Source organism: Chelativorans multitrophicus (genome assembly GCF_011317445.1).
Lineage (GTDB): Bacteria > Pseudomonadota > Alphaproteobacteria > Rhizobiales > Rhizobiaceae > Chelativorans > Chelativorans multitrophicus.
Map to the genome: position 1 here is coordinate 1,399,194 of NZ_JAAAPL010000001.1, position 25,426 is coordinate 1,424,619.

21 protein-coding genes are annotated in these 25,426 nt (G+C 62.1%); 10 read left to right on the forward strand and 11 right to left on the reverse strand.

The genetic code is table 11. The features are described 5' to 3' along the window. The first annotated feature begins 32 nt into the window (after positions 1-32). The 8 genes from GNP00_RS06900 to GNP00_RS06935 all read left to right on the forward strand — a co-directional run bounded on the left by GNP00_RS06900 (position 33) and on the right by GNP00_RS06935 (position 7,195). Entirely contained in the window at positions 33-599 is a 567-nt protein-coding gene (locus GNP00_RS06900; RefSeq protein ID WP_011579496.1) for a YceI family protein, read from the forward strand. Between the two features lie 105 nt (positions 600-704). Further along, positions 705-1,091, forward strand: coding sequence for a COG4315 family predicted lipoprotein (locus tag GNP00_RS06905; RefSeq protein ID WP_011579495.1), 387 nt, complete (start codon positions 705-707; stop codon positions 1,089-1,091). A gap of 3 nt (positions 1,092-1,094) precedes the next feature. Beyond that, on the forward strand, positions 1,095-1,598 hold the full coding sequence (locus tag GNP00_RS06910) for a sigma-70 family RNA polymerase sigma factor (RefSeq protein WP_011579494.1): 504 nt from the start codon (positions 1,095-1,097) through the stop codon (positions 1,596-1,598). Beyond that, on the forward strand, positions 1,595-2,365 hold the full coding sequence (locus GNP00_RS06915; protein WP_011579493.1) for an anti-sigma factor family protein: 771 nt from the start codon (positions 1,595-1,597) through the stop codon (positions 2,363-2,365). The genes GNP00_RS06910 and GNP00_RS06915 overlap by 4 nt, the downstream gene beginning before the upstream one ends. Before the next feature lie 8 nt (positions 2,366-2,373). Continuing rightward, positions 2,374-2,964 (forward strand): cytochrome b, encoded by a 591-nt coding sequence (locus GNP00_RS06920; protein ID WP_011579492.1) that lies wholly within the window; start codon positions 2,374-2,376, stop codon positions 2,962-2,964. A gap of 541 nt (positions 2,965-3,505) precedes the next feature. Next, positions 3,506-4,291, forward strand: coding sequence for a ThuA domain-containing protein (locus tag GNP00_RS06925; protein WP_011579491.1), 786 nt, complete (start codon positions 3,506-3,508; stop codon positions 4,289-4,291). Between the two features lie 11 nt (positions 4,292-4,302). After that, positions 4,303-5,349, forward strand: coding sequence for a Gfo/Idh/MocA family protein (locus GNP00_RS06930; RefSeq protein WP_011579490.1), 1,047 nt, complete (start codon positions 4,303-4,305; stop codon positions 5,347-5,349). Between the two features lie 175 nt (positions 5,350-5,524). Further along, positions 5,525-7,195 (forward strand): Na/Pi cotransporter family protein, encoded by a 1,671-nt coding sequence (locus GNP00_RS06935; RefSeq protein WP_011579489.1) that lies wholly within the window; start codon positions 5,525-5,527, stop codon positions 7,193-7,195. On the opposite strand, the gene GNP00_RS06940 is transcribed toward GNP00_RS06935, so the two are convergent. Together GNP00_RS06940 and GNP00_RS06945 are read right to left on the reverse strand one after the other, a co-directional pair. After that, complete coding sequence (locus GNP00_RS06940) at positions 7,182-8,225, reverse strand: polysaccharide deacetylase family protein (RefSeq protein WP_011579488.1); 1,044 nt, start codon at positions 8,223-8,225, stop codon at positions 7,182-7,184. The two genes, GNP00_RS06935 and GNP00_RS06940, sit on opposite strands and share 14 nt — an antisense overlap. A gap of 17 nt (positions 8,226-8,242) precedes the next feature. Then, positions 8,243-9,475 carry a carboxylate--amine ligase gene (locus GNP00_RS06945; protein WP_011579487.1) on the reverse strand — a complete coding sequence of 411 codons (1,233 nt, stop codon included), beginning with the start codon at positions 9,473-9,475 and terminating at the stop codon, positions 8,243-8,245. Positions 9,476-9,761: 286 nt separating this feature from the next. Between GNP00_RS06945 and GNP00_RS06950 the strand changes: the two genes are divergently transcribed. Next, a complete protein-coding gene (locus GNP00_RS06950) occupies positions 9,762-10,232 on the forward strand; it encodes a VOC family protein (RefSeq protein WP_011579486.1) in 471 nt (156 codons plus the stop codon). A gap of 87 nt (positions 10,233-10,319) precedes the next feature. Here the strand turns inward: GNP00_RS06950 and GNP00_RS06955 are convergent, their stop codons facing one another. The 4 genes from GNP00_RS06955 to GNP00_RS06970 form a co-directional block, all read right to left on the reverse strand. Then, positions 10,320-14,879 carry an autotransporter domain-containing protein gene (locus GNP00_RS06955; RefSeq protein ID WP_166015796.1) on the reverse strand — a complete coding sequence of 1,520 codons (4,560 nt, stop codon included), beginning with the start codon at positions 14,877-14,879 and terminating at the stop codon, positions 10,320-10,322. A gap of 764 nt (positions 14,880-15,643) precedes the next feature. Next, entirely contained in the window at positions 15,644-16,462 is an 819-nt protein-coding gene (locus GNP00_RS06960) for an ABC transporter ATP-binding protein (protein WP_011579484.1), read from the reverse strand. Continuing rightward, the gene (locus GNP00_RS06965; RefSeq protein ID WP_011579483.1) at positions 16,455-17,525 is read right to left on the reverse strand and encodes a FecCD family ABC transporter permease; all 1,071 of its coding nucleotides are present in this window, start codon (positions 17,523-17,525) and stop codon (positions 16,455-16,457) included. The genes GNP00_RS06960 and GNP00_RS06965 overlap by 8 nt, the downstream gene beginning before the upstream one ends. Then, on the reverse strand, positions 17,522-18,514 hold the full coding sequence (locus GNP00_RS06970; RefSeq protein ID WP_246259424.1) for a FecCD family ABC transporter permease: 993 nt from the start codon (positions 18,512-18,514) through the stop codon (positions 17,522-17,524). Before GNP00_RS06970 ends, GNP00_RS06965 begins: the two co-directional genes overlap by 4 nt. Positions 18,515-18,615: 101 nt before the next feature. On the opposite strand from GNP00_RS06970, the gene GNP00_RS06975 reads away from it, so the two are divergent. Continuing rightward, positions 18,616-19,536 (forward strand): ABC transporter substrate-binding protein, encoded by a 921-nt coding sequence (locus GNP00_RS06975; RefSeq protein ID WP_011579481.1) that lies wholly within the window; start codon positions 18,616-18,618, stop codon positions 19,534-19,536. A gap of 8 nt (positions 19,537-19,544) precedes the next feature. Here the strand turns inward: GNP00_RS06975 and GNP00_RS06980 are convergent, their stop codons facing one another. The 5 genes from GNP00_RS06980 to GNP00_RS07000 are packed head-to-tail and all read right to left on the reverse strand — an operon-like array spanning position 19,545 to position 25,264. Next, on the reverse strand, positions 19,545-20,657 hold the full coding sequence (locus tag GNP00_RS06980; RefSeq protein WP_166015798.1) for an ABC transporter permease: 1,113 nt from the start codon (positions 20,655-20,657) through the stop codon (positions 19,545-19,547). 1 nt (position 20,658) lies between these two features. Then, on the reverse strand, positions 20,659-21,795 hold the full coding sequence (locus tag GNP00_RS06985) for an ABC transporter permease (RefSeq protein WP_011579479.1): 1,137 nt from the start codon (positions 21,793-21,795) through the stop codon (positions 20,659-20,661). Further along, positions 21,792-23,522: an ATP-binding cassette domain-containing protein gene (locus GNP00_RS06990; protein WP_011579478.1), complete on the reverse strand. Its 1,731-nt coding sequence runs from the start codon at positions 23,520-23,522 to the stop codon at positions 21,792-21,794. The genes GNP00_RS06985 and GNP00_RS06990 overlap by 4 nt, the downstream gene beginning before the upstream one ends. A 10-nt stretch (positions 23,523-23,532) precedes the next feature. Beyond that, entirely contained in the window at positions 23,533-24,567 is a 1,035-nt protein-coding gene (gene hlyD, locus GNP00_RS06995; RefSeq protein WP_011579477.1) for a secretion protein HlyD, read from the reverse strand. After that, positions 24,557-25,264 carry a CerR family C-terminal domain-containing protein gene (locus tag GNP00_RS07000; RefSeq protein ID WP_011579476.1) on the reverse strand — a complete coding sequence of 236 codons (708 nt, stop codon included), beginning with the start codon at positions 25,262-25,264 and terminating at the stop codon, positions 24,557-24,559. Before GNP00_RS07000 ends, hlyD begins: the two co-directional genes overlap by 11 nt. Positions 25,265-25,426 lie beyond the last annotated feature (162 nt).

Sequence of the window (25,426 nt, forward strand, 5' to 3'; positions counted from 1 at the left end):
AGGCCTCGCCTCCCGACCTTTGGAGAACACCCATGTTCAAGACGTTGCTGATAGCGGCAGCAATCCTGATCGGCGCCGGCCTCGCTCATGCGCAATCCCTCTCCGAACTGCGCGGCCGCTATACTATCGCACCTTCTTCCGAAATCGCATTCTTCGTCGGACAGGTAGGCGGCGGCGGGATCAGGGGCCGGTTTTCACGCTTTTCCGGCGCCTTCGAGCTTCACCCCGACGATATCGCGCGTTCGAACGTCACCATCACGCTGGAGCCTGCGAGCGTGGCGACCGGTGAATCGCGGGTGGAGAATTTCCTGCGCTCGAAGGCCGTCTTTGACGCAGCCGCGCATCCGAGCATTACCTTCCGCTCCACCAGTGTCCGCCCCGCTGGCCCCAACAGCGCCATCATCGAAGGAACGCTTACCGCGCGCGGCGTTACACGCCGGGAGACGTTTCATGCAAGTTTCGCGGGACGCCAGGGGCGCGACATCGCCTTCCGCGTGGTGGGTGAAGTGTTCCGTTCCCCCTATGGCATGGATGTCGGCACGCCGATCTACTCGAACATCGTGCATTTCGACATGATGCTTCAGGGGCAGCCGATATAGGAAAATTGCGAATTTTATCGGCAAGCGGGGATTAAATTCCCCTTCGCTACTGTTCTCTTCCTGCGGACAGTCAACCCGCATCATTCACAAAGGAAGGTTTCAAACATGCGTATTCCAATCCTGGTCGCCGCCGCGCTGGCGGCTACGATGCCCTTCACCTACGCCGAGAATTATGTGGGCGGAGCGATAAAATCCGTGGAGAATGCCGGAGGCAAGATCCTTACAGATGCCAAGGACATGACGCTCTACATCTTCGACAAGGATACCGCAGGGGTGACAAACTGCTACGACACTTGCGCCGAGAATTGGCCGCCCCTTATCGCTGCATCCGGCGCAGCCGCCGAGGGAGAGTTCACGCTCGTCCAGCGCAAGGACGGCAGCATGCAATGGGCTTATAAAGGCATGCCGCTCTACCTCTGGAAGAACGACAAAAAGCCGGGTGACGTAACGGGAGACGGCGTAGGCGGGGTCTGGCACCTCGCAAAAGAGTAGGGCATGTCGCAGATCCTGGACGAGATCGAGGAATGCGTGCCAGCGCTGAGGCGCTATGCCCGAGCTCTGACGCACGATGCAGATCACGCGGATGATCTCGTCCAGGACTGTCTCGAACGCGCCATTCGCAAGCGCGCACTCTGGAAACCATCGGGTTCCCTGCGCTCTTGGATGTTCCGTATCCTGCTCAATCTCTACCGAAACGATATGAGGCGGCGCAGGCATGCGCCTGATCTGCCTCTCGACGTGCTTGCGGCGGACCCGCCGGGCCCCGATACGCAATCGGGCCGGCTGGCGCTTGCCGAAACAGCGCGGGCGATGCAGTCGCTGCCGGCGGAGCAAAGGGAAGTGCTTCTTCTCGTGGCTGTCGAGCAAATGAGCTATGCCGAGGCAGCGGAGGTCCTTTCTCTTCCGCTGGGCACCATTATGTCGCGCTTGGGACGGGCGCGTGCAACATTGAGGCGTCTGACGGAGGCGGGCGCGCCGAAACTGAGGTCCGTGAAATGAGCCGCAGGGAAAGCAAGATCACAGAGCACGACCTGCACGCCTACGCCGACGGCGCCCTCGTAGATCCGAAACGCCAGGAGGTCGAAGCACATCTTGCCGCCGATCCCGCTGCAGCGGAAGAAGTCGAGGCATGGCGCAGGCAGAACGAGGCGTTGCGCGCCCTCTATGGCCATGTCGCGGCAGAACCCGTTCCTCCGCGCCTGAGCGCCCGCCGGATCGAGCACGCATTCCGCGCCCGGACCATGCATTGGACCCGCTTGGCGGCTGCCGCCGTCCTTCTCGTGGCCGCAGGCGCCACGGGAGGCTGGCTCGCCCGCGATCTCTGGGGCCCTGCTCCCGTGCAGGCGACGCTTGTGGCCGAGGCTTTGGAAGCTCACCGCGTCTACGCCGCCGAAGTCCGCCATCCGGTGGAGGTCTGGGCTGACGAGGCAGACCATCTGCAGGCCTGGCTGTCCAAGCGGCTGGACCGCACGATTACCGTGCCGGACCTGCGGCCCGACGGTCTTACGTTGGTCGGAGGGCGGCTGCTTCCCGCTTCGAGCGGACCCGCCGCGCAGTTCATGTACGAGGATGAGACCGGCCGCAGGCTGACGCTTTACGTCATCCCGACGCAGGACGATCGGGAAACGGCCTTCCGCTACGCCAAGCTCGAACGGCTCGAGGCATTCTTCTGGAGCGACGATGGGATAAGCTGCGCGCTGGTGGGCGACCTGCCGCGTGACCGGCTGAAGGAGATCGCGACCCGTGCTTACGAGCAACTTGGATAGATGCCGGGATGTGGCGCAACAGCCCCCACTCCTACGGCCTCATCGCAATCCTGTTCCACTGGACCATCGCGATCCTCTTTCTCGGCCAGATCGGGCTCGGATATCTCACGCAGATAACCACCGGCGATCCGCGGCTACAGTTCGATCTTTACCAATGGCACAAATCGCTGGGCTTCCTCACCATGGTTCTGGCGCTCCTCCGCCTTGCCTGGGCACTCGCAGCCGCCAAGCCGCGGCCGGTGCCGCGAACCTCCCGCCTCGAAGCGATCGCCGCCAGCCTCACTCATTCCACTTTGATTGCCATGACCATCTTCGTGCCGTTCACCGGCTGGGCGGTTGCCTCCACCTCCCCGCTGATGATACCGAGCTTCGCCTTCAATCTCGTGCTTGTGCCGGACCTGCCGCTGAGGCGCTCAGAGGCGGCTGAAGCACTTTGGTCGAACATTCACGCCTATCTGGCTTATGGCTCGGGCGTGCTGGCTTTCCTTCACGCAACCGCTGCCCTTTACCATCAGTTCGCGCGCCGGGACGGCACCCTTACGCGCATGCTCTCGCCCGTCTCGCAGGATGTCCGGCGCGGCGGAACGCCCGCACATTGATGCAAAGCGTAAGCGGGATGCGCTTTCCATCGCGCTCTGTAGCAACGCTCTTGTCCGGCGTGGTCGTCGGCTGCGATGTTTTGGCTCAGCATGATCTTTCCCGCAATCTCGACAAAATTGGGTGTTTTTCCAGCGTCCGCGCGCGGCAACCGGCTTCTGTCTATCGGCTAGTGTGCTTCGTAAGCGTGGCAGGAATCACACGCGTGGGAACATCCTCGCCGCGGCCTTTGAAACGTCCTTGACTGAGGAGCAGAAAGAGAACAGAACGAAATTCGGGGGCGCAGCGTGTCCTCGGCCGAGAGCCGACAAGAGACTGTCTTAAACCAAGGCAAGTCCGGCATTTGCCGACCGAACCACTGCACCACGGGGTGCCAAAAGGCGGGTTCATTCACACCAGAGTCAAGGATCCAGCCCAAGGCTTTCCGTCCGGGTTTGTAGTCAGGCGCGTTCCATCAGGTGGCACGTTTGAACGAAGGAGCTCAGGGACCCAAGGCGGGGTGTCCTGCGCGCATGATCCAAAGAAAAGAAGAAAAGGGTGCTCATGAGCATCAACGTATTGGTGTGGGGTGAAAATGTGCACGAGCAGCAAAGCGAGCTCGTGCGCTCGATCTATCCCGAAGGAATGCATACGACCATTGCCAGGGCCATTGGGGCCGAAGGTGATCTGTCGGTCAAAACAGTCGTCCTGCAGGACCCGGAACACGGGCTGACGGAGAAGGCGCTGAAGGAAACTGATGTGCTCGTCTGGTGGGGCCACAAGGCCCACCGCCAGGTTGAGGACGAGATCGTCGAGCGCGTGGCGAAGCGCGTATGGGAAGGGATGGGCCTCATCCTGCTCCACTCGGCGCATTTCTCCAAGATCTTCAAGCGTCTGATGGGTACGCCCTGCGCGCTGAAGTGGCGCGAGGCGGGTGAGCGCGAGCGCGTCTGGGTGGTCAATCCCGGCCACCCGATCGCGCAAGGCCTTCCGCAGTATTTCGAGCTGGAGCAAGAAGAGATGTATGGGGAGCCATTCTCCGTGCCGGAGCCGCTCGAGACTGTCTTCATCTCCTGGTTTCAGGGAGGAGAGGTTTTCCGCTCGGGCCTTACTTACCGCCGCGGCGCGGGCAATATCTTTTATTTCCGCCCCGGCCACGAGGCTTATCCCACCTATCACGACGCGATGGTGCACAAGGTGCTGAGGAACGCTGTGCGCTGGGCCTATTCGCCCGCGCCGGCCTACACCGCCATTCACGATGCGCCGAATGTGCCGGTGGAAAAAGCTCCCGAACCCATCACCGAGCGCGGGCCCAAATTGCACAAGCCCGGCGAAGCCGGCTTCAGATAGGACGACTTCCTATGCGTTTGCTCATACTTGGCACAGGCAAGATGGCCAATCAGCATGCCAACCGATTTGCGGCCATTCCCGGCGTGCACATCGTCGGCGGTGTCGATATGAATGCAGAGCGCCTCAAGGCCTTCTGCGAACTGCACAAGATCGAGCGCCAGTTCGCCACGGTGGACGAGGCGCTCGCCTGGGGCGAATTCGACGCGGTCACCAATGTGACGCCCGATGCGGCCCATTACACGACCAGCCTGGCCTGCATAGCCGCCGGCAAGCATGTGCTTTGCGAAAAGCCGCTCGCCACCAGTTTCGCCGAAGCATCGGAGATGGCGGATGCGGCTGAAAAGGCAGGCGTGGTGGCGATGGTCAATCTGAGCTACCGAAATGTTGCGGAGCTTCACGCGGCGCGCGAGCTGGTGCTTTCCGGCCGCATTGGCGAGGTAAAGCACATAGAAGCCTCCTACCTGCAAAGCTGGCTCGTTTCAAAGACATGGGGGGACTGGCGCACCGGGCCGCAATGGCTGTGGCGTCTTTCCAAGGGGCACGGCTCCAACGGCACGCTGGGCGATATCGGCATCCACATCCTCGATTTCGCCTCCTATGGCGCGGCAACCGAGATCGAGACGATCACAAGCCGCCTCAAGACCTTCCCTAAGGCTGACGGCGACCGGATCGGCGAATATGTTCTCGATGCCAATGACAGTTTTGTCATGACAGCGGGGTTTTCCAACGGAGCCCTCGGCGTCATCCACGCCACGCGCTGGGCAACGGGCCATCACAATGACCTGCGCGTGCGGATCTATGGCGAAAAGGGCGGCATCGAGGTGCAGCACACGCTCAAGGAAACGCATCTCAGGGTCTGCCTCGATGAGGACGCCGAGACGGCCACGTGGCGTGACATGGAAGCCGCGCCCGTGGCGACGAATTACGAGCGCTTCGTCAACGCAGTGCGGCTGAAGATGCCCACCGAGCCGAGCTTCCGACATGCCGCCGGGCTGCAGCGCATCCTCGACCTGGCTTCCGCTCTGGATGAGACACTTCCTACGCCCGTGCATGTTTGACATCCTGTAGCCTCTCTTTCGGGGGAGGCTGCGCCGCAGCGCCGGATGCAGGGTGGCTTTCGCTAGAAGCGCACGAGCCGCGCAAGCTGCGGAGCCTTCCTTGCCGATCGGCGTTTAAGAGACGGCAAATCATTTCTGCCAGGATGTGGGCTTCCAGCAGCCGGGAACGTGGCAAATGAGCGGATCCGTCTTCTTTCTGCATATGGCAGGCGCCGTCGCTCTGCTGCTTTGGGCAACGCACATGGTGCGCACCGGCGTGGAGCGGGCCTATGGGGATGTGCTGAAGCGACGGCTGCGCAGCACGCTCGGCAATCCCCTGCTTGCCACAGCCACGGGACTTGCCCTTGCGGTGGCGTTGCAAAGCTCCACCGCTGTCACCCTGCTCGTGGGCTCGTTTGCTGGTTCCGGTATCGTGACCGGGCTCTCTGGCATTCTTGCCGTGCGTGGCGCCGAGGTTGGCTCCGCCCTGGTCGTCAAGATCCTGAGCTTCGATCTTAGATTGCTCGTCCCCATCTGCCTCGTTGCCGGCACGATGATCTTCATGGCCACGGAGCGGCGGGCGTGGCGGCAGGCTGGCCGCATTCTCATCGGCATTGGTCTTCTCGTGCTTTCCCTGGAGATGATGGGTGAGGCTTCACAGCCGCTGCGCGAAAGCCGAATCGCTCCGCTGATCGTCGGCTATCTTTCCAGCGATCCGATCGCCGCTTTCCTGCTTGCGGGAATCGTCACTTATCTCTTTCACTCCAGCATCGCCGCCGTGCTCCTGCTTGCCACCTTCGCCGCAAACGGCATCCTCTCGGCGGAACTCGGCATTGCGATGGTGCTGGGGGTAAATCTCGGCAGTTCATTCATCGCGCCGATGCTGACGCGCGCCTCGCCGCCTGAGGCTCGCGTGGTTCCGCTTGCCAATCTGCTCATGCGCGGCGCAGGCTCGGTGGTCGCGCTTGCCACCTTCCTGTTCTTCAAACCGTCTGCCGAGGTTTTGGGCAACAGCGCGGCAGACCAGATCGTGCATGCGCACATCGCCTTCAACTTGTTGATTCTGATTGCCGGCATTCCGTTATCTGGCCTGGTGCTCAAGGCCACGGAAGCACTGGTTTCCCTCTCTCCCGGCCTTACGCCCGAGGAGAAGCAGGACGCGCTATTGAGCGAAGTCAGTGCCCTCGATGAAACCGCGCTCGACAATCCCCAGCAGGCGCTCGCCAATGTCACGCGCGAGGCGGTGCGCATGTGCGAAACGGTCGAATTCATGCTCAGCCGCGCGCTCGCGCTTTATGAAGACACGGACAAGCAGGCGATCACAGCTCTCGCCGATCTTGACGATACGCTCGACCGCCGCCATGCGGCGATCAAGCTTTACCTGGCCCGGATCAGCCGAGAGGACATGTCCGCGGAAGACACGCGCCGCTGCCAGGATCTCCTCGGCGCCTGCGTGAAACTGGAGCAAGTGGGGGACATCATCGTGCGCAACCTGCTTGCACATGCCAGGCGCAAGATGGAGCGCAAGGTGGAATTCACGCCCGAAGGCTGGCTTGAGCTCTCAAACTTCCACGCCGCCGTGCTATCGAACGCGCGACTCGCCTTCAATCTCCTGGTGACAGGTGATCCGGAGACCGCCCGCCGCCTCGTAGCCGAGAAAGATCGAATGCGGGAGATCGAGAAGACACTCAGCCACCATCATTTCGAGCGCCTGCGCATGGGCTCGGAGCAAAGCGTCGAGACAAGCTCTATCCATCTCGACACAATCCGTGACCTGAAGCAGATCAATTCGCTGCTCGCCACGATTGCCTATCCTGTGCTGGAAGCGGAAGGGCTTTTGATGGAGACCCGCCTCAAATCAGCTTGAAGGCAAGACCGGACAGAAGCGCCTCCACATAGCGCTTCTTCTGGAAAAAGCCGTTCAGGGAAACGCGGTCGACGGCGGTGGGCCGGCGCAGAACATCCGGCCCCAGAACGCCCGGCTGTGTCGTCACCGCGACGGCAAAACCTGCTTTTGCCGTAGCCTCGACCTCACGGTCGCCCACCGCCGCGGCAAATCCGTACGGGTAAGCAAAGGCGTTCGGATATCGTCCCACATAGCCTTCGACGGCCTCAGCCGAGCGGATGATCTCCTCTTCAAGCCTCTTCTGGCTCACACGGCGCAAATTCACATGGGTCAGCGTGTGCGCTCCAAAGCGAGCCAGCGGGTCCCGAGCGAGGTCGCGCAACTCTTCTGCATCCATGGTCAGGCCGGCGGTAATGGCAAGCGGGTCGATCCCGCGTTGCCGCGCGAGATCGTCGATCCGGCGCACCGCCTCATCCTCATCCGCGCCGGCGACGAATGCCGAGAAGCGCGTAAAGGCTTCGTGCTTCCGTAGATCCGTCTTAAGGTCGAGTTCCTCGGTACCCTGGCCGAAATCGAAGGTGATGCGCTCCTCTTGCGCGGTCAGCGCCGCGGCCGTTTCCCACCATAGTGAGCGAGTGCGCTCCACAAACCCCTTGGTGATGAAGATCGTGTAGGGAACGCCGTGCCTGCGGAACACCGGCGCGGCATGTTCGGCGTTGTTCCGGTAGCCGTCATCGAGCGTGAAGCTTACGAAGCGCCGTCTGTCCGCGGGATCAGAAAGAAGCTTCGGCAGGTCATCCACGGCAACTGGCACAAGGCCAGCCTCAATCGACGCTTGGATTGCTAGATCGAGGAAATCCGGCGTCACCGACAGAAGCGCGTTCGGATCGTAGCTCTGCCCGCTGGCCGGCCGGACATGATGGAGCGTGAAGACAACGCCCCTGCCACCGGCCGAAGGCCATAGCCGCTGCGCCCCGGAAAAGGCGATGGCATTCAGCACAGCTCGAATAATGAGGTATTTCAGGGCTTGCTGCCCTGGAAGGTCGGGCATAGGCGAATTGGCTCCCGTCAACGGATCTTCAGGATACGCCGGGTGATGACGCGCCACGCCGTCAGCGGCACATCGATCAAGGCCGGCACGGGATCGTGTAGCGAAAATGTTGCCCATGTCCGAACGCTGGAGAAGGAGCGAAGATACTCGGCCGCGGAAAGCCGGCCCATCGAGACCAGCTTTATGCCCGTCACCAGATCCCGCAGCAGGTACATCCACGAAACATTTGGCCGTGCACGGGCCGGCACAGGCTCTTCGCCTATTCCCATGCTCCAGAGCATGGCGCCAAAATCCGCGCCCGCGGCGGCTGTCAGTCCGAACCAGGACCATGGCCGCGGGTTAACGTCGAGCACTCTCATCCTATCGTCTCGCGCGTCGTATTTGAATTCCACCTCGACCAGCCCGCAATGGCCGATCGAACTCAGGATGCGCCGCGCGGCTTCGATCACACGCGGCTCCTCCACTACCTTTACGAAGGTGCTCGTATATCCGAAATCCACCGGAAACTGCCTAAGGCGCCGTGCGGCGAATTCAGCGACCGGCCTGCCCTCGTTCCAGAGGGCCGCGTAGGAGAACTGGCTTTCACCACCTCCGGGGATCAGCTCCTGGACCACCACATTCTCGAAGCCGATCTGCTCCGCCGCCGTTCGGTAGGCGGTGAGGAACAATTCCCTGTCGTCCGCGCGGATGACCTTGGCGCGGGAGAACTCGTCGTGTCCCCCGCCCATATTCGGCTTGAGCACCACGGGAAAGCGGATATCGGCCTGGGAAGCTTCCTCAAGGGAGGAAAACCCGTAAGTGGGTGGAAAATCCACTCCGAGCTCGGCAGCGCGGCGGTAGAGAAGCGGCTTCTCGCAGACCCATTTCAGCCGCTCCCAATCCGGAAGGATGACCCGATACGCAGCTGAAAGCGCGTCCACCGACTGAGAGACGAGGCGGACATCCGCATCGGCCGCCGGCACGAGCAGGAAGCCACTCAACCCATGCCTCAACGCCATTTCCAGCAGGAATGCAACAGCACCGGGATCGTTGGCTCCCGGCCAGGAAAGCATACGGTGCACATAGCGCGACCAGCCGGGCAGCGGGTTGTCGTTCGTGACGAGCCATACGGGAATGTTGAGGCGGCCAAGGCTGCGCGCGAGAGCCAGCGTTCCGTGCGCTCCACCGACAATCACAACGCCGCGCGGCATCTTCAGGAAAGCCGGTGCCTTCCGCGGCGCGGCGCGCTCAGCACTAGTCCTGTCGGACATTCTGTACAGCACCCGGAGGTCCCCCTATGCAAACCCGCCTTTTTGCCAGGGAGACAATAGTCACCGCCCGTTAAAAAAGCGCTCCCCCGGCGCATCGGCTGCAGACCAGAACGATTTTCGAAAGAAGCACGATGCGTGGCTCAAAATAGACGTCCTTTGCATCGCCACGCGCGACTTTAGGCAATCGCAGGCCGCCGGAGTCGGCATCCGCCATCTTGTATCGTCCTTGGGTCGAGCGCTGCGCTCGGCTGACTTCGTGAAATCAAGCAAGAGGAAAGGACGCCCCATGAATGTTATTCAGCATCTCTGGTTCGAAAAGGACATGGAGGCAGCACTGCGCCTCTATACGACGCTTATTCCCGGCTCGTCGGTGAACTCGGTCACAGCCCTTCCCGCCGACAGCCCAAGCGGCCCCGCCGGAAGCGTCAAAATCGCGGAATTCACGCTCAGTGACCAGAGTTATATGGCGATCGAAGCTGGCCCGCTCGACCCGTTCAACCACAGTTTCTCCATTATGGTTGAATGCGACACCCAGGCGGAGATCGACCATCTCTGGAACGCCTTCGCCGAAGGAGGAACCATCGAGCAATGCGGCTGGGTGAGGGATCGCTGGGGCTTGTGCTGGCAAATCGTGCCGAAGCAGCTCGGCCAGCTGATGAAGAATCCTGATCCTGAAAAGAGGAAGCGGGTGGCTGAAGCCATGCTGAAAATGGTCAAGCTGGACATAGCCGGGCTGGAGGCCGCCGCAAGAAACTGAACTGATTGAAAGTCTGCCCCCAAAACAAACCGTTCCCCAGCCTAGCCGGGGAACGGCACTTTTCGCATTTCTTGTTCTTCTATGGTCTTACCATTTGTAATTCAGATCACCGCGAAGGTTGTGGAACTCGACCTTGCTGCTGTACTCGCCAGCATAGGAAAAGCCCATAGCCCAATGTTCGCTTAGATTGGCGTCGACGCCCAGCTTGAAGAGACCTGTGTCGATTGGTTGCGGCGTGCCAAAGACCGTGAAGTCTCTGCTGCCGTTGAAGTGGTGCGTGGCGGTTGGTGCGGCATCGCTGAAGGCACGCCGCCAAGCGGCCGAGCCGTGAACGGTCCACTGGATATCCAGAAGATCGAAATCCTGCGCCGCGCGCAGACCAAGCGTTCCATAGCCTGTGCCCAGGCTTTGATCCGCACCGCCGTGCAAAGCGGCGTAGCCGCCAGCCTCGTCATAGCCGCCTTGCTTGTTGTTCGCGTAGGCAAGACCAAGGAATGGCTGGAGTTGCAAGGAAGGCAGGCCGGCAGGGCGGAACCTGTAGCCGAGATCGGCATAAAGCTGCGCGGTCCCTCCGTCGAACTCTGAAGAGGCGGTTTCGGCGAAGCCCGGAAACACAATCTCACGCGCGACTTCGGTCTTGTGCCAAGTAAAGCTCGCACCGAGCTGAAGGGCGAGCCTCCACCATTCCGCACCCCCATAGAGACCGAGATGGTAATTGCTGCTTGCCGCGCTCGAGTTGCGATCGGGCACTTTATAGTCGGTCCGGTCATATCCGGCGAGCAGACCGACACGGAACATATCCCGGAACGGCATATCCGCGCCGAGGAAGAGACCGCGGCCGTCGCGCTTGAGTTCTGCTGCGTTGCCGTCGCCTTCGATCTCGCCCCAGTTACCGAAGCCCCTCCCCCAAATGACCGGTCCTTCCTGATCGTTGCCGTAGACCGGCTGCGGCGTTGGGTCCTTGATGTCGATGCCCGGGGTATAGCCGACGATCTTTTCGCCCATATCGCCGAAGGCGGAGCGGATACGATCTCCCATCACGTCGCGGACCATATGGCTGTCGTCCAGCATCGCGCCTTGAAGCGATGCGTAAATCTCTCCCGAGATCTGGTCAAATGCATAGCGCGCCTTTTTGTCGGTCGGCAGATAGGCGATTGCCCTGAACAGCGGATTTGTCGGATATCCGTTGATATCTCGCTCCGCCTTCAAATCCTGCGCGCCCGTTGCGGCGGCGATCTGGTTCGGCGTTTTGCCCGCCTCCGGAAACAGGCGGTACTGAGCTACGTCGAGGTAGACATTATTCGCATCGTAATGGTCCTCCAACCGATAGAAGGTGGAGACGAAGGTATCGCCGATGAGGATGTAATCGCCGGTGACGCCGCCCTCAGCCGTCAGCACCGTATAACGCCGCTCCAGCTCGTAGCGGGCCGGGTCGATCTTGGACACCTTCAGATAGGAGTCGTTCGAGATCGCCGCGGTGCCTGTCACGTACAAGAGGTCGGATTGGCCCGTCGAAAGCACATCCGTATCGTGGAACGAGCCCGCCTCCTGCGTGAAATTGCCTTCGATGGTGAGCCTGCCGACCCTTTGCATATTGGGATCGGTGGAATTGCCGGGCGCAATGGTGCCGCCTTCGTGAACTGTGGTTGTCCCGACCTGTCCCAGCCCCTCCAGCGTGCCCGTGTCGTTCACCTCCACCGTGCCGCCGAGCCGCCCATTTACCGATAGCGTGCCGGCGTCGATGCGTGTCTGGCCGGTGAATCCCGAATTGTCGGCCGTCAGACGCGTAAGCCCGGTGCCGATCTGCGCAATGGTGCCGGTCCCGGTTATCGTGCGGTCAAAGACCTTGATATCCGACCGGTTGAAGGCGAGCGTTCCATTGGCGTTCACAACAACACCGGAGGTATGGTCGATCGAACCGGATTTGCCGCCGTCACCAAGCTGCAGCGTGCCGGCATTGATCCTTGTCTGGCCGGTATAGGTGTTCTCGCCCGTGAGGATCGTCGTGCCGGTTCCATTCTGTTCGACGGCGCCGACACCGCTGATGACGCCGGAATATCTGGAGGTGTCAGCGCGGTAGAACTGGACGATGCCGTTGTTGACGATGTCGTTCAGAACCTCACCGGTCACACCATTGCGGTGGCCAATGCGCAAAATTGCCGCCGGGTCTACCGTGACATGCCCGCCGAAGACATTGTTGACCACCATAATGCCGCCCAAGACATGGGCGTTGCCGGTGAAGAGGGAGGAATCTCCGTCGAGAACGGTGAAGTTTCCATAGTGATTGATCTGGCCGTTGCCGATGAAGCCGGCCTTGAAGCGATAGTCATTCGCCTCGGTCTCGGTATGATTGAAATTGACGCTGCCCGCGCCCTTTCCGAACTGCACGAAGGCCGCGTCGAGTGTGCCGGCCGCAAGCGGCGCAGTGCTGTTGACATTCTGGCCCAGTGGGGCGGCCGCAACATATGTTGCCACCTGCGTGTCGATCGGGAAGCTAAGGCCGGTAGGCGGATAAAGGCCGCCGATGTTCAGAATACCGGTCGAACCTTCCATCTCGGCTATGGTCAGGGTTCCGTATCCCTGCCTGATTTGCACCTCGCCGTCATTGTTGATCGTGAGAACGCCGATCGACTCGCTTTCCGAGCCCAGCGTCAGAGAATAGGCGTTGTCCCAAATGCTGGTCGCGTCGGAGACAAGCACATAGCCGTTTCCGCCGCCCTCTCTGCCGACCACGCTTTCCCGATTTGTGACACGGCCCCCGTCGTGGACGACCATGTAACCGTCGCCGTGGTCGCCGATATCGAGCCGCCCCCCATTGTCCATCCTCCCCCTGACGGACACAAAGCCCATGCCCGTCGCGGACTCGCCGACGGTGACATCGCCCGTGGTCGTGGTGGTGGCGCCGGCAGCGGTGTGCAGCCGGCCCCGTCCCATGTCACCCACCACCATTTGCTCATGATTGATCATGGTGCCATTGTTGATGACCGTGCCAACGCCGGAAACGCTGGTGCCGAGCGTGATCCTGCCGGTGGTCTCCGCCCTTGCCCCGGTTGCAATGTTAAGCGTGCCGGTTCCGTGTTCGCCCACCGCCATCGAGCCCCCTGTCGTGAGGCGGCTGGTGTCGTTCAGGTTGAGGATTCCGATGCCCGCCGCATTCTCGCCGATGGCAGTGTTCCCGGTGACGGTGATCGTGGCAGCGCCGTTGTTGTCGACCGTGCCCTGGCCGGATTCGCCAACCGTAAAGTTGCCTCCCACCGAAACCGTGTTGGTATTGGTGAAATTGCCTTCCGCCTCGAAGCCGACGATGAAGTTTCCAACCGACGACATCGTCCCGGTGTTTGTCGCCGTCCCCTGGCCATGCACGCCGATGGTGATATCGCCGCCCGACGTAACGGTGCCGCCGGTATTGGTGAGGGTACCTTGGCCATCTTGGCCCACACTGATGTCGCCGCCGATCGATATCGTGGCATTCGTATTGGTGAAAGTACCCTGGCCATTACCACCAACCGTGAGGTTCCCTCCGGCATTGACGTTCCCGTTGGTGGTGAACGTGCCCTCGGCGTCCTGGCCCACGGTAATGTCGCCGCCGATCGATATCGTTGCATTCGTATTGGTGAAAGTACCCTGGCCACTACCGCCAACTGTAAGGTTCCCTCCCGCACTGACGTTCCCGTTGGTGGTGAACGTGCCCCGGGCGTCCTGGCCCACGGTAATGTCGCCGCCGACCGTTATCGTGGCATTCGTGTTGGTGAAAGTACCCTGCCCATTACCACCAACCGTAAAGTTTCCTCCCGCGCTGACGTTCCCGTTGGTGGTGAACGTACCCTGGGCGTCCTGGCCCACGGTAATGTCGCCGCCGATCGTTATCGTGGCGTTCGTGTTGGTGAGAATACCCTGATCATTACCGCCGACGGTAAGATTTCCGCCAGCACTGATGTTCCCACTGTTGGTGAGAGTACCTTGGGCGTCCTGGCCCACAGTGATGTTGCCGCCGACCGTTATCGTGCTGGTATTGGTAACGGTGCCTTGAGCATACCCGCCAACCGTCAGATGCCCCCCCACGTTCAACAGGTTATCGTTGTTGAAGGTGCCGATCCCCTGGCCACCGATCACCAGGTTGCCGCCGACAGCGGTGGTGCCGATGGCGTCATATCTACCGGTACCGGTCTCCCCCACGGTCATGTTCAGGCCGACGACCAGGCCGCTCTGATTGATGAGATGTCCCGGACCTGCCGAACTGCCCTGGAAGCCCCGGCCTCCGGATAAACCGATGTAAAGGTTCTGCGCATTGCCCACCGTACCGCTAAGCAGAACGATGTCCCACGAGGTAGGCCTCGGTCCCTGGATAACATCTACGCACCAATCGACATCGCCGACCCCACCCGGACCTTGGCATTCGTAACGCCTATAATAGAGCTGCATAGTCGCCAGACCGATGCTGACATCGGTCGCGGCGTTCGGTAACCCATTGGACCAGTTCAAGGCATTATGCCAAAGGTTATCGCCCGTGACCGCTGCTCCAGTAATGTCCTGGTTGTAGGAACTGCCCCCCGTCCACCCGGTCGCTTGAGCATGGGCTTGTGAAACTGCCGCAGCAGTAAGGGCGATCAACGATCCGCTTAGCTTCAAATATGCAGTGGTTTTCATAAAGTCCTCAAATCAGGCCCTAGCGCCCGGAAAGGCAAATCGCACGGCTAACTGTCGGCCACCCGCAGCCCTGTTGGGGTTCAAAACCGGACATCAAAACGCTTGAACCATCGCCGATAGGGTTCCATCCACCGCGTCCCCGGCATGTAGGGGAACACCATCGGCAGCGCCGCGAGAAAAGGTCCGGCGATAGACAGTTTCGGCGTGGATAATCTCTACAGGGCGGCCGCTGTTACACTGACCTAAGACGTCACTGACGGGGTACTATCGAAGACCGGATGGACCGCGCAGAATAGAGCACCACATGTGCATGAACTTGCAGCATTACTGCGCCAGCGGTGGACGCACTCGCCTCCTCGCCGCTCACGAACTCGATGCAGATGCCGAGCGTCCTCAGCCACCTTCAATAAAATATCATCGAGGTATCCGCGCACATTTTCCGCTGTAAACACCAGATGACGCGCAACGACAGCATATTGCTACACCGGCATTACGGGTCATAGACAAATAAGCCGCTCCTTGAATGCACGGTGTGCACAGAATCCCCTGCGGAGTTGCTTTGAAACTAGCCGAATTCCAGTGCAACCGACGGTCAGGCCCTACGATGGCCCCCTAAATCCCTCGAGTGGCTTGCCCGCCTGAAAATCCGAATCAGGGAGATGCGCCGAAGCGATCGCGGCAAGCCTCGCCCGGCGAGCTGGATATTCGCGCGCCACAGGCATCGGTATATCGGGTCAGGTCGATATCCAGGTTCAGTTGGCTACTCAGCCCTGCACTTCGAACCGAGGCGAGGAGTTCCGCATGGGGATGCAGAGCGGGCGGTCGTGCACAGGGTCTTCAATCACACGACACTGGATGCCGAAAACGGAAGCGATCTGTTCCTCCGTCATCAATTGGTGGGGAGAGCCGGCACTGACAATTCCGCCATCCTTCATGAAAACGAGAAGATCGGCATAGCGGGCGGCGAGGTTTAGATCATGCAGCACAAGCACCACCGTTCGCCCATGCTCCCGGTTCAACCGGCTGACGAGATCGAGGCAGTCGATCTGGTGCGCCATGTCGAGATGATTCACCGGCTCGTCGAGGCAGACGATGTCGGTCTGCTGCGCCAGCACCATTGCGATCCAGGCACGCTGAAGCTGCCCGCCAGAAAGCGAGCCCAGCCGCCGGTCCCGCAAATGCCCGACACCGGTGCCGAACATGGCATCTTCCACCGCAGCGGCATCATCCTTGCTCCAGGGCTGAAGCATTGCCTGATGCGGATATCGGCCGAGCCGCACCAGCTCCTCCACCCGCATGTCCTCCGGCGCGGAAGGCGATTGCGCCAGAAGCCCGATCTCGCGCGCGATCTCCTTCTCCCTCATCTTTCCGATATCGGTTTCACCCAAGAGCACCCGCCCCGTCTTGGCCGCATGAAGCCTGCGAATCGCGCGCAGCAGCGTCGACTTCCCGCAGCCGTTCGGCCCCGCGAGGACCGTGATCTTGCCCTTCGGGATGGTAAGCGAAATGGCATCGACGGCGAGATGCGCGCCATAGGCTACCGAAAGCGTGTCGACCTTTAATCCGCTGAGCGCCTTATCCATTGAGGCGGTCCTTCCGCAAAAGAAGATAGAGGAAATAGGGAGCGCCGATCACCGCCGTGATGGCGCCTGCCGGAACTTCGGTTGGGGCAAAGAGCACCCGCACGACGAGGTCCGCCCCCATCAGGATCACCGCGCCGCAAAGAGCGCTCGCAAGCATCCCCGCGACGGCAGAACGGCCTATCAGAAGCCGCGCAATATGCGGTGCAAGAAGACCGATAAAGCTCACCCCGCCCGCAAAGGCCACCGAGACGGAGGTTAGCGCAGCGGCGAGCGCGAAGACCGCCAGGCGAAAGACGGGAAGGTTGAGCCCCACCGACTGGGCGGAAACGTCGTCCAAATCGCTCGGCGGCAGACGTCTCGCGGCGAGAAGCGCCAGAAGGAGCACCGGCAGGAGAAGCTCCGCGGTCATCTGCACCTCGCCCCAATTGGTTTCGTTGACGGCGCCGGCGATCCAGCGGGTCGCCTGCGTCGTGCGATAGATCGGCCCCGTCAGCAGCAGTACCATGATGACGGACTTGGCCGCCGCGGCGGCAGCGATGCCGAAGAGCAGGAGCCGCACCGCCGAGGAGGCTTGCCGCCCGCTCAAGGCGAAAACCAGCGCCACGGCCGCACAGGCCCCGAGCACCGCCGCGAGGGGCTGCCAGGCGATGCTGACTATCAGCGCATTGCTCTCATCGGAGAGCAGAGCAAGGAAGATGACGACGCCGAGGGCGGCTCCATCAACCACCCCAAGCACGCTTGGCGAGGCAAGGTCGTTGCGCGTCACCTTCTGAAGCAGGAAGCCGGCCACTGCCATAGCGCCGCCAGCGAGCGCGGCAAGCAGCACGCGCGGCAGCCGCAGTTGCAGAACGATCAGCCGTTCCGTGCGCTCCCCGCCTCCGGTAAGAACCGCGACGATTTTTTCCAGCGGCACCCAGGTGGAGCCGAAGGCCGTGCTGGCAAGCACCACCAGAAGTGTAACGATGAGGAGGATCAAGAGGACCGTGACCGCCCGCGCACGATCGCGTGCGATGCCGCCAAGCGCGGGCCCGCTGCGGGAAAGCTTCGCCGCCTCGCCCATCATGCGGCCCGCCGGCGCAGGAGAACGAGAAGAAGGCCGGCGCCCACAACGGCCGTAATCGCGCCTACCGGCGCTTCAGTGGGATAGATCACGAAGCGGGCCAGAATATCGGCCGCAGTCGTATAGACCGCGCCGATCAGCGCCGCGGCCACCAGCTTTTCACCATGTCGGGCACCGACCAGCGCGCGGGCTGCATGCGGCACGACGAGGCCGACAAAGCCGACAGGGCCGGCCATGGCCACGGAAGCCCCAGTAAGGAGCGCGACGGCAACGAAGCTGGCGATACGGATCACGCGAATCGGCGCGCCAAGGCTTTGGGCGGTGGCATCGTCCGTCTGCAATGCGTCGAGCGGACGGGCAAGCATAGCCGCCATTACACCTCCCAACGCCAACAATGGAATGTTGCGCGCCACTAGGCTCAATGGCCGGTCGACAAAAGCGCCGGAAAGCCAGAACAGCAGTTGCTGCAGTTCGGCCTCGTTGACGGTCAGGATCACCTCGACCATGGCGTTCATGAGCGCCGCGAATGTCACCCCCACCAGCACGATGCGCAGCGGCGACAGCCCGCCAGCCGTGGCGGCCAAGGCAAAGACGAGAATGCTCGTTAAAAAGGCGCCCGCCGCCGCAACGAGCGAAAGCACTGCGAGCGAGGAGATGCCAAGTCCTACGCTCGCGGCCACGACAGCCAGCGAAGCGCCGGCGTTGAGCCCCAGCGTATCCGGCGAGGCAATGCGGTTGCGCGAAAGTGTCTGTACCATGACCCCCGCCACGCCGAGCGCCGCCCCGACCAAAGGCGCCATCATCGCGCGCGGCAGGCGGTATTCACGGATCACCGTATCCGCTTCGCTCGTTCCGGAGCTCGCGAGGGCATTCCAAAGCTCACCGGGCATGTAGATTGTGTAGCCCAGCATCAGGCTGCCAAGCACCGCAAAGGCCAGCAAAAGCGCCAGACCCGCATAGATCAGCGGCAGCCGGCTTTCGGCTGCGGTCAAAACAATGTGGGCGGATCTGCTCAAAGGTGATGTTGACAGTCAAGTTTGCTTCTGCTCTTGCTCTCCCAAATTCTGACCATGCTTGTCAAGTTAGGTGCCCCATGAACCGTCGCCGGCTGCTCTCCTCCCTCCTGGCCCTGCCGCTCCTTTTTGCTGCTTCGGCTGCCCTTCAAGCCGCGGAGATCACGCATTCGATGGGCACGACCGAGGTTCCGGATCATCCGCAGCGCGTGGTGGTGCTCACCAATGAGGGAACCGAGGCTCTGCTGGCGGTGGACATCAAGCCCGTCGGCGCTGTCCGCTCCTGGCTGGGCGATCCGTGGTATGCGCATATCGCCGATCGGATGGAAGGCGTCGAAGTCGTCGGCGAGGAATCGGCCGTTAATCTCGAACTCATTGCCGCGCTCCAGCCCGATCTCATCATCGGCAACAAAACGCGCCAGGAGAAGATCTATGAGCAGCTTTCGGCCATCGCGCCCACGGTGTTCGCGGAGCGGCTGCGCGGTGACTGGAAGATCAATTTCGCGCTCTATACCAAAGCCGTAGGCAAGGAGACGGAGGGTAAAGCCGTGCTCGACCGCTACAATTCCCGCGTGGCGGCGTTGAGCGAGGCGCTCGGCCACCGCAAGCAGGAGAAGATCTCGCTCGTGCGCTTCATGCCCGGCCGTACACGCATCTACTACAAGGACACCTTCCCCGGCCTTATCCTATCCGAAATCGGTTTCGCGCGGCCCGCCAACCAGGACAAGGATACATTCGCCGACGAGGTGACGAAGGAGCGCATTCCGGAAATGGAGGGCGACCGCCTGTTCTACTTCGTCTACGAGACCGGCGACGGCAGTGCCGAGACCCTGGCCGCAGAGTGGACCAAGGAGCCGCTTTGGCAGAACCTGGAAGTGGTGAAGGCCGGAAAGGCGATGGCGGTGGATGATGCCATCTGGAACACGGCGGGTGGCGTGATCGCGGCCGATCTCATGATTGGGCAACTCGCGGAGATCTACGGAATCTCACTGCCGGAGTGATTTCATCTTCACTCCATTCTGCGTCGGAAGAGCCATGCCGCAGCCGCGAGCGTGAGAAAGGCGATGATGGCGAGCGGGATCGTGTTGTTCATCGCTTCGTTGAAAGGCAAGTCCTTCAAGAACACGCCCCGCACGATGACGAGGAAATAGCGCAGCGGACTGGCATAGGTGATTGGCTGCAGCCAGTCCGGCATGTTCTCAATCGGCGTGGCGAAGCCGGAGAGGAGCATTGCCGGCACCATGAAGAGGAAGGCGCCGAGGATCGCCTGCTGCTGCGTCATCGAAAGGGCGGAGATGAAGAGGCCGACGCCCACCACCGAGAGCAGGTAAAAGATGCTGCTGCCATAGAGCATAAGGAGCGAGCCCCGAAGCGGCACGCCGAAGATGAACACAGCCGCCAGGATGTAGATCGTCATGTGGAAGGTGCCGATGATCATGGGCGGAATCACCTTGCCGATCAGGATCTCATGCGTCCTGAGCGGCGAGACCATGAGCTGGTCGAAAGTGCCGAGCTCGCGCTCGCGCGCAATGGAAAGCGCGGTGACCACCAGGCCTATGAGAAGCGCGATGGCGGCGACCAGATTGGGCACCATGAACCATTGGAAGATGAGATTCTGGTTGAACCAGTTGCGTGGCACCACGGTGACGGCCTGTCCGGCGCCGCGCGCTCCGGCGCCTATTTCGGCGGAAAGCTGGTTTACGATCTGGTTGAGATAGCCCGCGACGATCTGGGCGGCGTTGGAGCGCCGCCCGTCCAGGATGATCTGCAGGTCGGCAGGCCGGCCGGCGGCAATATCGCGCGAGAAGGTCGGGCCGATATGGATGGCTGCGATCGCCTGCTGCGCGTCGATGCGGGCGCGCAGCGCGTCCGGGCTTCCAACCCTCTCGATACTGCGGAAAGTGGGCGCGCCGGCGATGCGGTTGACGAGTTCCTGGCTCCAGGCGCCGGAATCCTGGTTGAGCACGAGTACGTCGATATTCTTCACTTCGAGCGTCGCGGCGTAGGAGAAGATGACGAGTTGCAGTATCGGCGGGCCGATGAGGATCAGCCGCCCGCGCGGATCGCGCAGGATCGCCAGCAATTCCTTGATGATGAGTGCTTTGAGCCGCGTCCACCACATGTCACGCGATCCTCTTGCGGGTGCTGCGGGCGGCGAGAATGAAAAGCACCGCGCCGATGGTGAGCATCACAGCAATCGAACGCAAGAACATGGGCCAGATGTCGCCTGCGACGAATACGCTCTGAAGGCTTGGGATCAGGTAGCGCGCGGGCACGATGGTGGTGATCATGCGGATGATCCACGGCATTGAACTGATCTCGAACAGGAAGCCCGAGAGCAGGAAGGCGGGCAGGAAGGCGGAGAGCAGCGCGAGCTGCGAGGCGAGGAACTGGTTCTTGGTCGCGGCCGAGATGAGAAGGCCCTGCCCGAGCGCTGGCATGAGGAAGCTTGCCGAAAGCGCATAGAGCGCCAGCACCGAACCGCGGAACGGCACTCCGAAGACGAAGACGGCGATCAGCACGCAGAGCGACATGGAGACAAGGCCGAGAATGAAATAGGGTAAGATCTTCCCCGCCAGCAGTTCTGCCGCCGCGACGGGTGTCGCCATCATCGCCTCCATAGTGCCCCGCTCCCATTCACGGGCGACGACGAGGGAGGTAAGAAGCGTGCCGACCAGCGTCATGACGATCGCGATGGAGCCGGGCACGAGGAAATTGCGGCTGGCAAGCTCCGGGTTGAACCAGAAGCGCTGCTCGACCGAGATCGGCGGCGGCCGCATGGCCATTTCCGCCGCGCGCTGCGCCATCCATGTGCCCACCACGCCCTGCGCATAGTTCTGCACGAAATTGGCCGTGTTCGGGTCAGATCCGTCGACATTCACCTGGATTTGCGGTGAGCCCCCAGCGGCGCCCACATCGGCGAAACTCGCCGGGATCACGACGATACCGCGCACGCGGCCAAGGATCAGGTCTTCCTCGAAGTCGCGCCGGTCGCGCCCCACCGCCACCTCGAAATAGCGCGAGGCCTGGAAGCTGGCGGCGAGATCCTGGGCGATGGGAGTGGCATCCTCGATCACCAGGCCGATGCGCGTGCGGGTGGCATCGAGCGAAACGCCATAGCCGAAGATGACGAGGAGGATGAGCGGCAGCACGAATGCGATCAGGATACTACTCGGATCGCGGATCACCTGCAGGCTCTCCTTGCGCACGAGGGCGGCGAAGCGGCGCGCCCGCCCGGTTGGTGGCGCTTCCGTGCTCATGCGGTCTCCGCCAGATCGGAGTTCTGCACCAGCGCGATGAAGGCGTCCTCCATCGTCGGGTCGGGGATGTCCTTGCCCGCGACGCTCGCCTTCAATTCGTCCGGGGAGCCGAGCGCGATGGAGCGGCCGCGATAGATGAGCGAAATACGATCGCAATATTCCGCCTCGTCCATGAAGTGGGTGGTGACGAGGACAGTGACGCCCTTCTCGACCAGGCCGTTGATGTGGGTCCAAAACTCGCGCCGGGTTATGGGATCGACACCGGAGGTCGGCTCATCGAGGAAAAGGGCTTCGGGCTCATGCAGCACGGCACAGGCGAGCGCGAGCCGCTGCTTCAAACCCAGCGGCAAGTCTTTTGCGGACATGCCGAGGATGGATCTGAAATCGAAGATGTCGGTCATAAGCGTAATGCGCTCGCGCTTGCGCGCGCCGCTGAGGCCATAGACGCCGGCGAAGAAGGCGAGGTTCTGGGCGACGCTGAGGTCGCCATAGAGCGAGAATTTCTGCGCCATATAGCCGAGCCGGTTGCGTGCTTCCGCCGTGTCGTGGCGCAGGTCGAAGCCGGCGACGCGGCCCTCGCCCTCGGTGGGCTTCAAAAGCCCGCAGAGCATTTTGAACGTGGTCGATTTCCCCGCGCCATTGGGGCCGAGGAGGCCGAAAATCTGCCCGCGCGGGATTGAGAAGGTGATGTCGCTCGCCGCCGTGAAGTCGCCGAAGCGCTTGGTGAGGCCGCGCGCCTCGATCACGGCGCGGCCTTCGTTCTGGTCACGGGGAATGGCGGCATCGGCGAGCTTGGACTCTCCGCCCGGTCCCCCGCCGAGCATATCCACGAAGGCATCCTCAAAGCGCGGCGCGGCGGGGCTCAGCGCAGCGGCCCGCCCGGCGACGTCCGTAGCCTTCCACCCCTGTGGCTCCGGCGCGTCGAGCACCAGCCGGATCGCCTCGCCCTGGATCACGCCGTCCACGACGCCTTTCTGGTCAAGCACTTTGGTGAGGATCGGCCGCCGCCGGCCCTCGATGCCCCCAAGCTTGAAAACGCGGCCGTCCACCCGACCAGTGAGGCCGGAAGGCGTGCCGGTGAAGAGGAGTTTTCCTTCATTGAGGAGGAGAACGCGGTCGCAGGCTTCGGCTTCGTCAAGATAGGCTGTGGACCAGAGCACGCCGATGCCCTCCCTGGTCAGGTCCTCGACCATGGTCCAGAGGTCACGGCGCGAGATCGGGTCGACACCGACGCCCGGCTCGTCGAGAAGCAGGAGGCGGGGTTTTTTGAGGAGCGCGCAGGCGAGGCCGAGCTTCTGCTTCATGCCGCCGGAAAGCTTGCCGGCAAGGCGGCCGGTGAAGCGCTTAAGGTCGGTGAAGGTCAACAGCTCGTCGAAGACGGCTGGGCGTTCCGCCAGCGGCAGGCCGCGCAGGTCGGCATAGAGATCGAGATTCTCCTGCACGGAAAGATCCTCATAGAGGCCGAAGCGTTGCGGCATGTAGCCGATCGAAGCCTGGATGCCCGCGGGATTTTTCTGCGTATCGAAGCCCAGCACCTCGATCACGCCGCTGTCCGGCAGGATCAGGCCGGTCATGAGCCGGATGAGTGTCGTCTTGCCGGCGCCGTCCGGCCCGATCAGGCCGGTGATCTCACCGCCGCGGATCGAGCCGGACACCGCGTCGAGAGCGGGGGGTGCGCTCCCGAACCGCTTGGTAACATCGGAAAGGCGGACGAATTCCTCGCCCATGGGCTTATCCTCAATCGGTTGCCGAGGTCATGGTGCCGGCGTGTTCAAGCAGGCGCACGGTCACGGGCATGCCCTGACGCAGACCGAGATCGGGCTCCTCCACGATTACGCGCAGGCGGTAGACGAGATCGGTCCGAAGCTCTGGCGTCTCGACCGATTTCGGCGTGAACTCCGCCACAGGTGAGATAAAGCCGATCTGACCGCGATAGGGTCTTTCCGGCGCGCTATCGGTGACGACCTCGACGGCCAAGCCGGGATGAATGCGGCCGAGATCCGGCTCCTCGACATAGGTCCTGACCCAGACCGGGCGGTCGAGCGAGAGGACATAGGCGGCATCTCCCGGCGAGAGGATTGCACCGGGCTCGCGCACCCGCGACAGGATCACGCCGGCGGCGGACGCGCGAAGCTCGGTATCACCGAGCGAGGTCTTGGCAGAGGCGAGATTGGCTTCAGCCGCCTGCAGGCTTGCCTTCGCCGCCGCGATATCTTCCTTGCGCGTGCCTTCTTCGAGAAGGCGGAGTGCTTCCTGCGCGGCGTCCACGCGTGCCGATGCCATGTCCCGGGCCGACTGAGCCTGGTCGAGCGCCGCCTGCGAGATGGCGCCACCGGGCCTGAGCTGGCGCGCCCGCTCCAGAGCCTGCTCGGCATTGGTCAGATTGTAGGTCTGCTCGGCGAGCGTCGCCCGCGCCTGCGCGATCTCTGCCTGCCGCGGGCCGGCCTCAAGCTTGGCGAGATTGGCCTGCTGGCTTGCAACCTGCGCTTCGGCGGCGCGCACGGCATCCGCATAGGTCCGGTCATCGAGACGAGCCAACAATTGCCCAGTCTCAACGCGGTCGCCCTCGTCTACCAGCATTTCCGAGACACGGCCGCCAACACGGAAGCCGAGTTGCACCTGACGGATATCGACGTTGCCGTAGAGGGTGAGCCCGGGTTCCTCCGCATGTGTCCAGCCGAAACGGGCAGGCAGGTCGTACCACCAAGCCGCTGCGGCGCCGCCCGCGACAATCACCAGAAGGGCGATAATGCGAGGCAGCTTACGCGTCATGGCGCGACTCCTTATTAAGTGAGGCCACGAGATCGGCGGCCAGGCGCTGCACTTGCCTGGTTTCCACCTCGCCGAATCCTGCCCACCCAAGCTGGGCCAGGACGGCGGCACGCGCCACACGGAAGGCCATCACGCCGCCGAGCAGTCCGAAGGTCCGCAGCTTGACGTTGTTCGCGGCGGGATCTTCGTCAAGCAGAATGGCGACAAGCCGGCCGGCCACTTCGAGCATGGGCCTCATGACACCGCCATAGACACGCTGGAACGCTTCCGTGGGCTCCATTTGCTCGCGAATGAGGAAGCGTGCCCAGGGCTCGGATTCGTCGCTGACGAAGAGCGCCGCCATGGTTTGCAGGATGCTCGTAAGAAGCGCCTGCGCTTCTGTTTTCTGGATCGGGGGGCCTTCCCGATCCGCTTCTTCCAGGCGCCCGCGCACCGTCTCGCGCAGCCCGGCGATATGGGCGGAGATGAGAGTGCCGATATGCTCGGCAACGGCGATGTAGAGCCCTTCCTTGCCGCCGAAATAATAGGGAATAGCCTGAAGGTTCACGCCGGCCGCGTCGGCGAGCATCCGCGTCGACGCGCCGTCGAAGCCATAGCGGCCGAAGACGTGGACTGCAGCTTCGAGCAGCCTTTCGCGCGGACCCGCTGGTCTGGCCGGCTTTTCCTGCGTCTGTGCGGCGCGCTTTCCATCGGACATGGGTCAACACCTCTATGAATGATCTTTCCGAACTTAAATTAATCGAATGATTAAGTCAATCGAATGAAAACAATTTCAGTCCGCAGCGTTGGAAATTTACCGAAAGCGCCTCTCGAATATGCCTGGCCAAGGGACGAAGCCGCGCAGTACCAGCGGTGACGA

Coding starts and splice junctions, on each gene's coding strand:
- GNP00_RS06965 (WP_011579483.1), bottom strand. CDS start 17,525: ATGATGGGCGAGGCGGCGAAGCTTTCCCGCAGCGGGCCCGCGCTTGGC.
- GNP00_RS07000 (WP_011579476.1), bottom strand. CDS start 25,264: ATGTCCGATGGAAAGCGCGCCGCACAGACGCAGGAAAAGCCGGCCAGA.
- GNP00_RS06900 (WP_011579496.1), top strand. CDS start 33: ATGTTCAAGACGTTGCTGATAGCGGCAGCAATCCTGATCGGCGCCGGC.
- GNP00_RS06935 (WP_011579489.1), top strand. CDS start 5,525: ATGAGCGGATCCGTCTTCTTTCTGCATATGGCAGGCGCCGTCGCTCTG.
- hlyD (WP_011579477.1), bottom strand. CDS start 24,567: ATGACGCGTAAGCTGCCTCGCATTATCGCCCTTCTGGTGATTGTCGCG.
- GNP00_RS06950 (WP_011579486.1), top strand. CDS start 9,762: ATGAATGTTATTCAGCATCTCTGGTTCGAAAAGGACATGGAGGCAGCA.
- GNP00_RS06915 (WP_011579493.1), top strand. CDS start 1,595: ATGAGCCGCAGGGAAAGCAAGATCACAGAGCACGACCTGCACGCCTAC.
- GNP00_RS06925 (WP_011579491.1), top strand. CDS start 3,506: ATGAGCATCAACGTATTGGTGTGGGGTGAAAATGTGCACGAGCAGCAA.
- GNP00_RS06940 (WP_011579488.1), bottom strand. CDS start 8,225: ATGCCCGACCTTCCAGGGCAGCAAGCCCTGAAATACCTCATTATTCGA.
- GNP00_RS06980 (WP_166015798.1), bottom strand. CDS start 20,657: ATGTGGTGGACGCGGCTCAAAGCACTCATCATCAAGGAATTGCTGGCG.
- GNP00_RS06905 (WP_011579495.1), top strand. CDS start 705: ATGCGTATTCCAATCCTGGTCGCCGCCGCGCTGGCGGCTACGATGCCC.
- GNP00_RS06960 (WP_011579484.1), bottom strand. CDS start 16,462: ATGGATAAGGCGCTCAGCGGATTAAAGGTCGACACGCTTTCGGTAGCC.
- GNP00_RS06920 (WP_011579492.1), top strand. CDS start 2,374: ATGTGGCGCAACAGCCCCCACTCCTACGGCCTCATCGCAATCCTGTTC.
- GNP00_RS06930 (WP_011579490.1), top strand. CDS start 4,303: ATGCGTTTGCTCATACTTGGCACAGGCAAGATGGCCAATCAGCATGCC.
- GNP00_RS06945 (WP_011579487.1), bottom strand. CDS start 9,475: ATGTCCGACAGGACTAGTGCTGAGCGCGCCGCGCCGCGGAAGGCACCG.
- GNP00_RS06975 (WP_011579481.1), top strand. CDS start 18,616: ATGAACCGTCGCCGGCTGCTCTCCTCCCTCCTGGCCCTGCCGCTCCTT.
- GNP00_RS06910 (WP_011579494.1), top strand. CDS start 1,095: ATGTCGCAGATCCTGGACGAGATCGAGGAATGCGTGCCAGCGCTGAGG.
- GNP00_RS06985 (WP_011579479.1), bottom strand. CDS start 21,795: ATGAGCACGGAAGCGCCACCAACCGGGCGGGCGCGCCGCTTCGCCGCC.
- GNP00_RS06990 (WP_011579478.1), bottom strand. CDS start 23,522: ATGGGCGAGGAATTCGTCCGCCTTTCCGATGTTACCAAGCGGTTCGGG.
- GNP00_RS06955 (WP_166015796.1), bottom strand. CDS start 14,879: ATGAAAACCACTGCATATTTGAAGCTAAGCGGATCGTTGATCGCCCTT.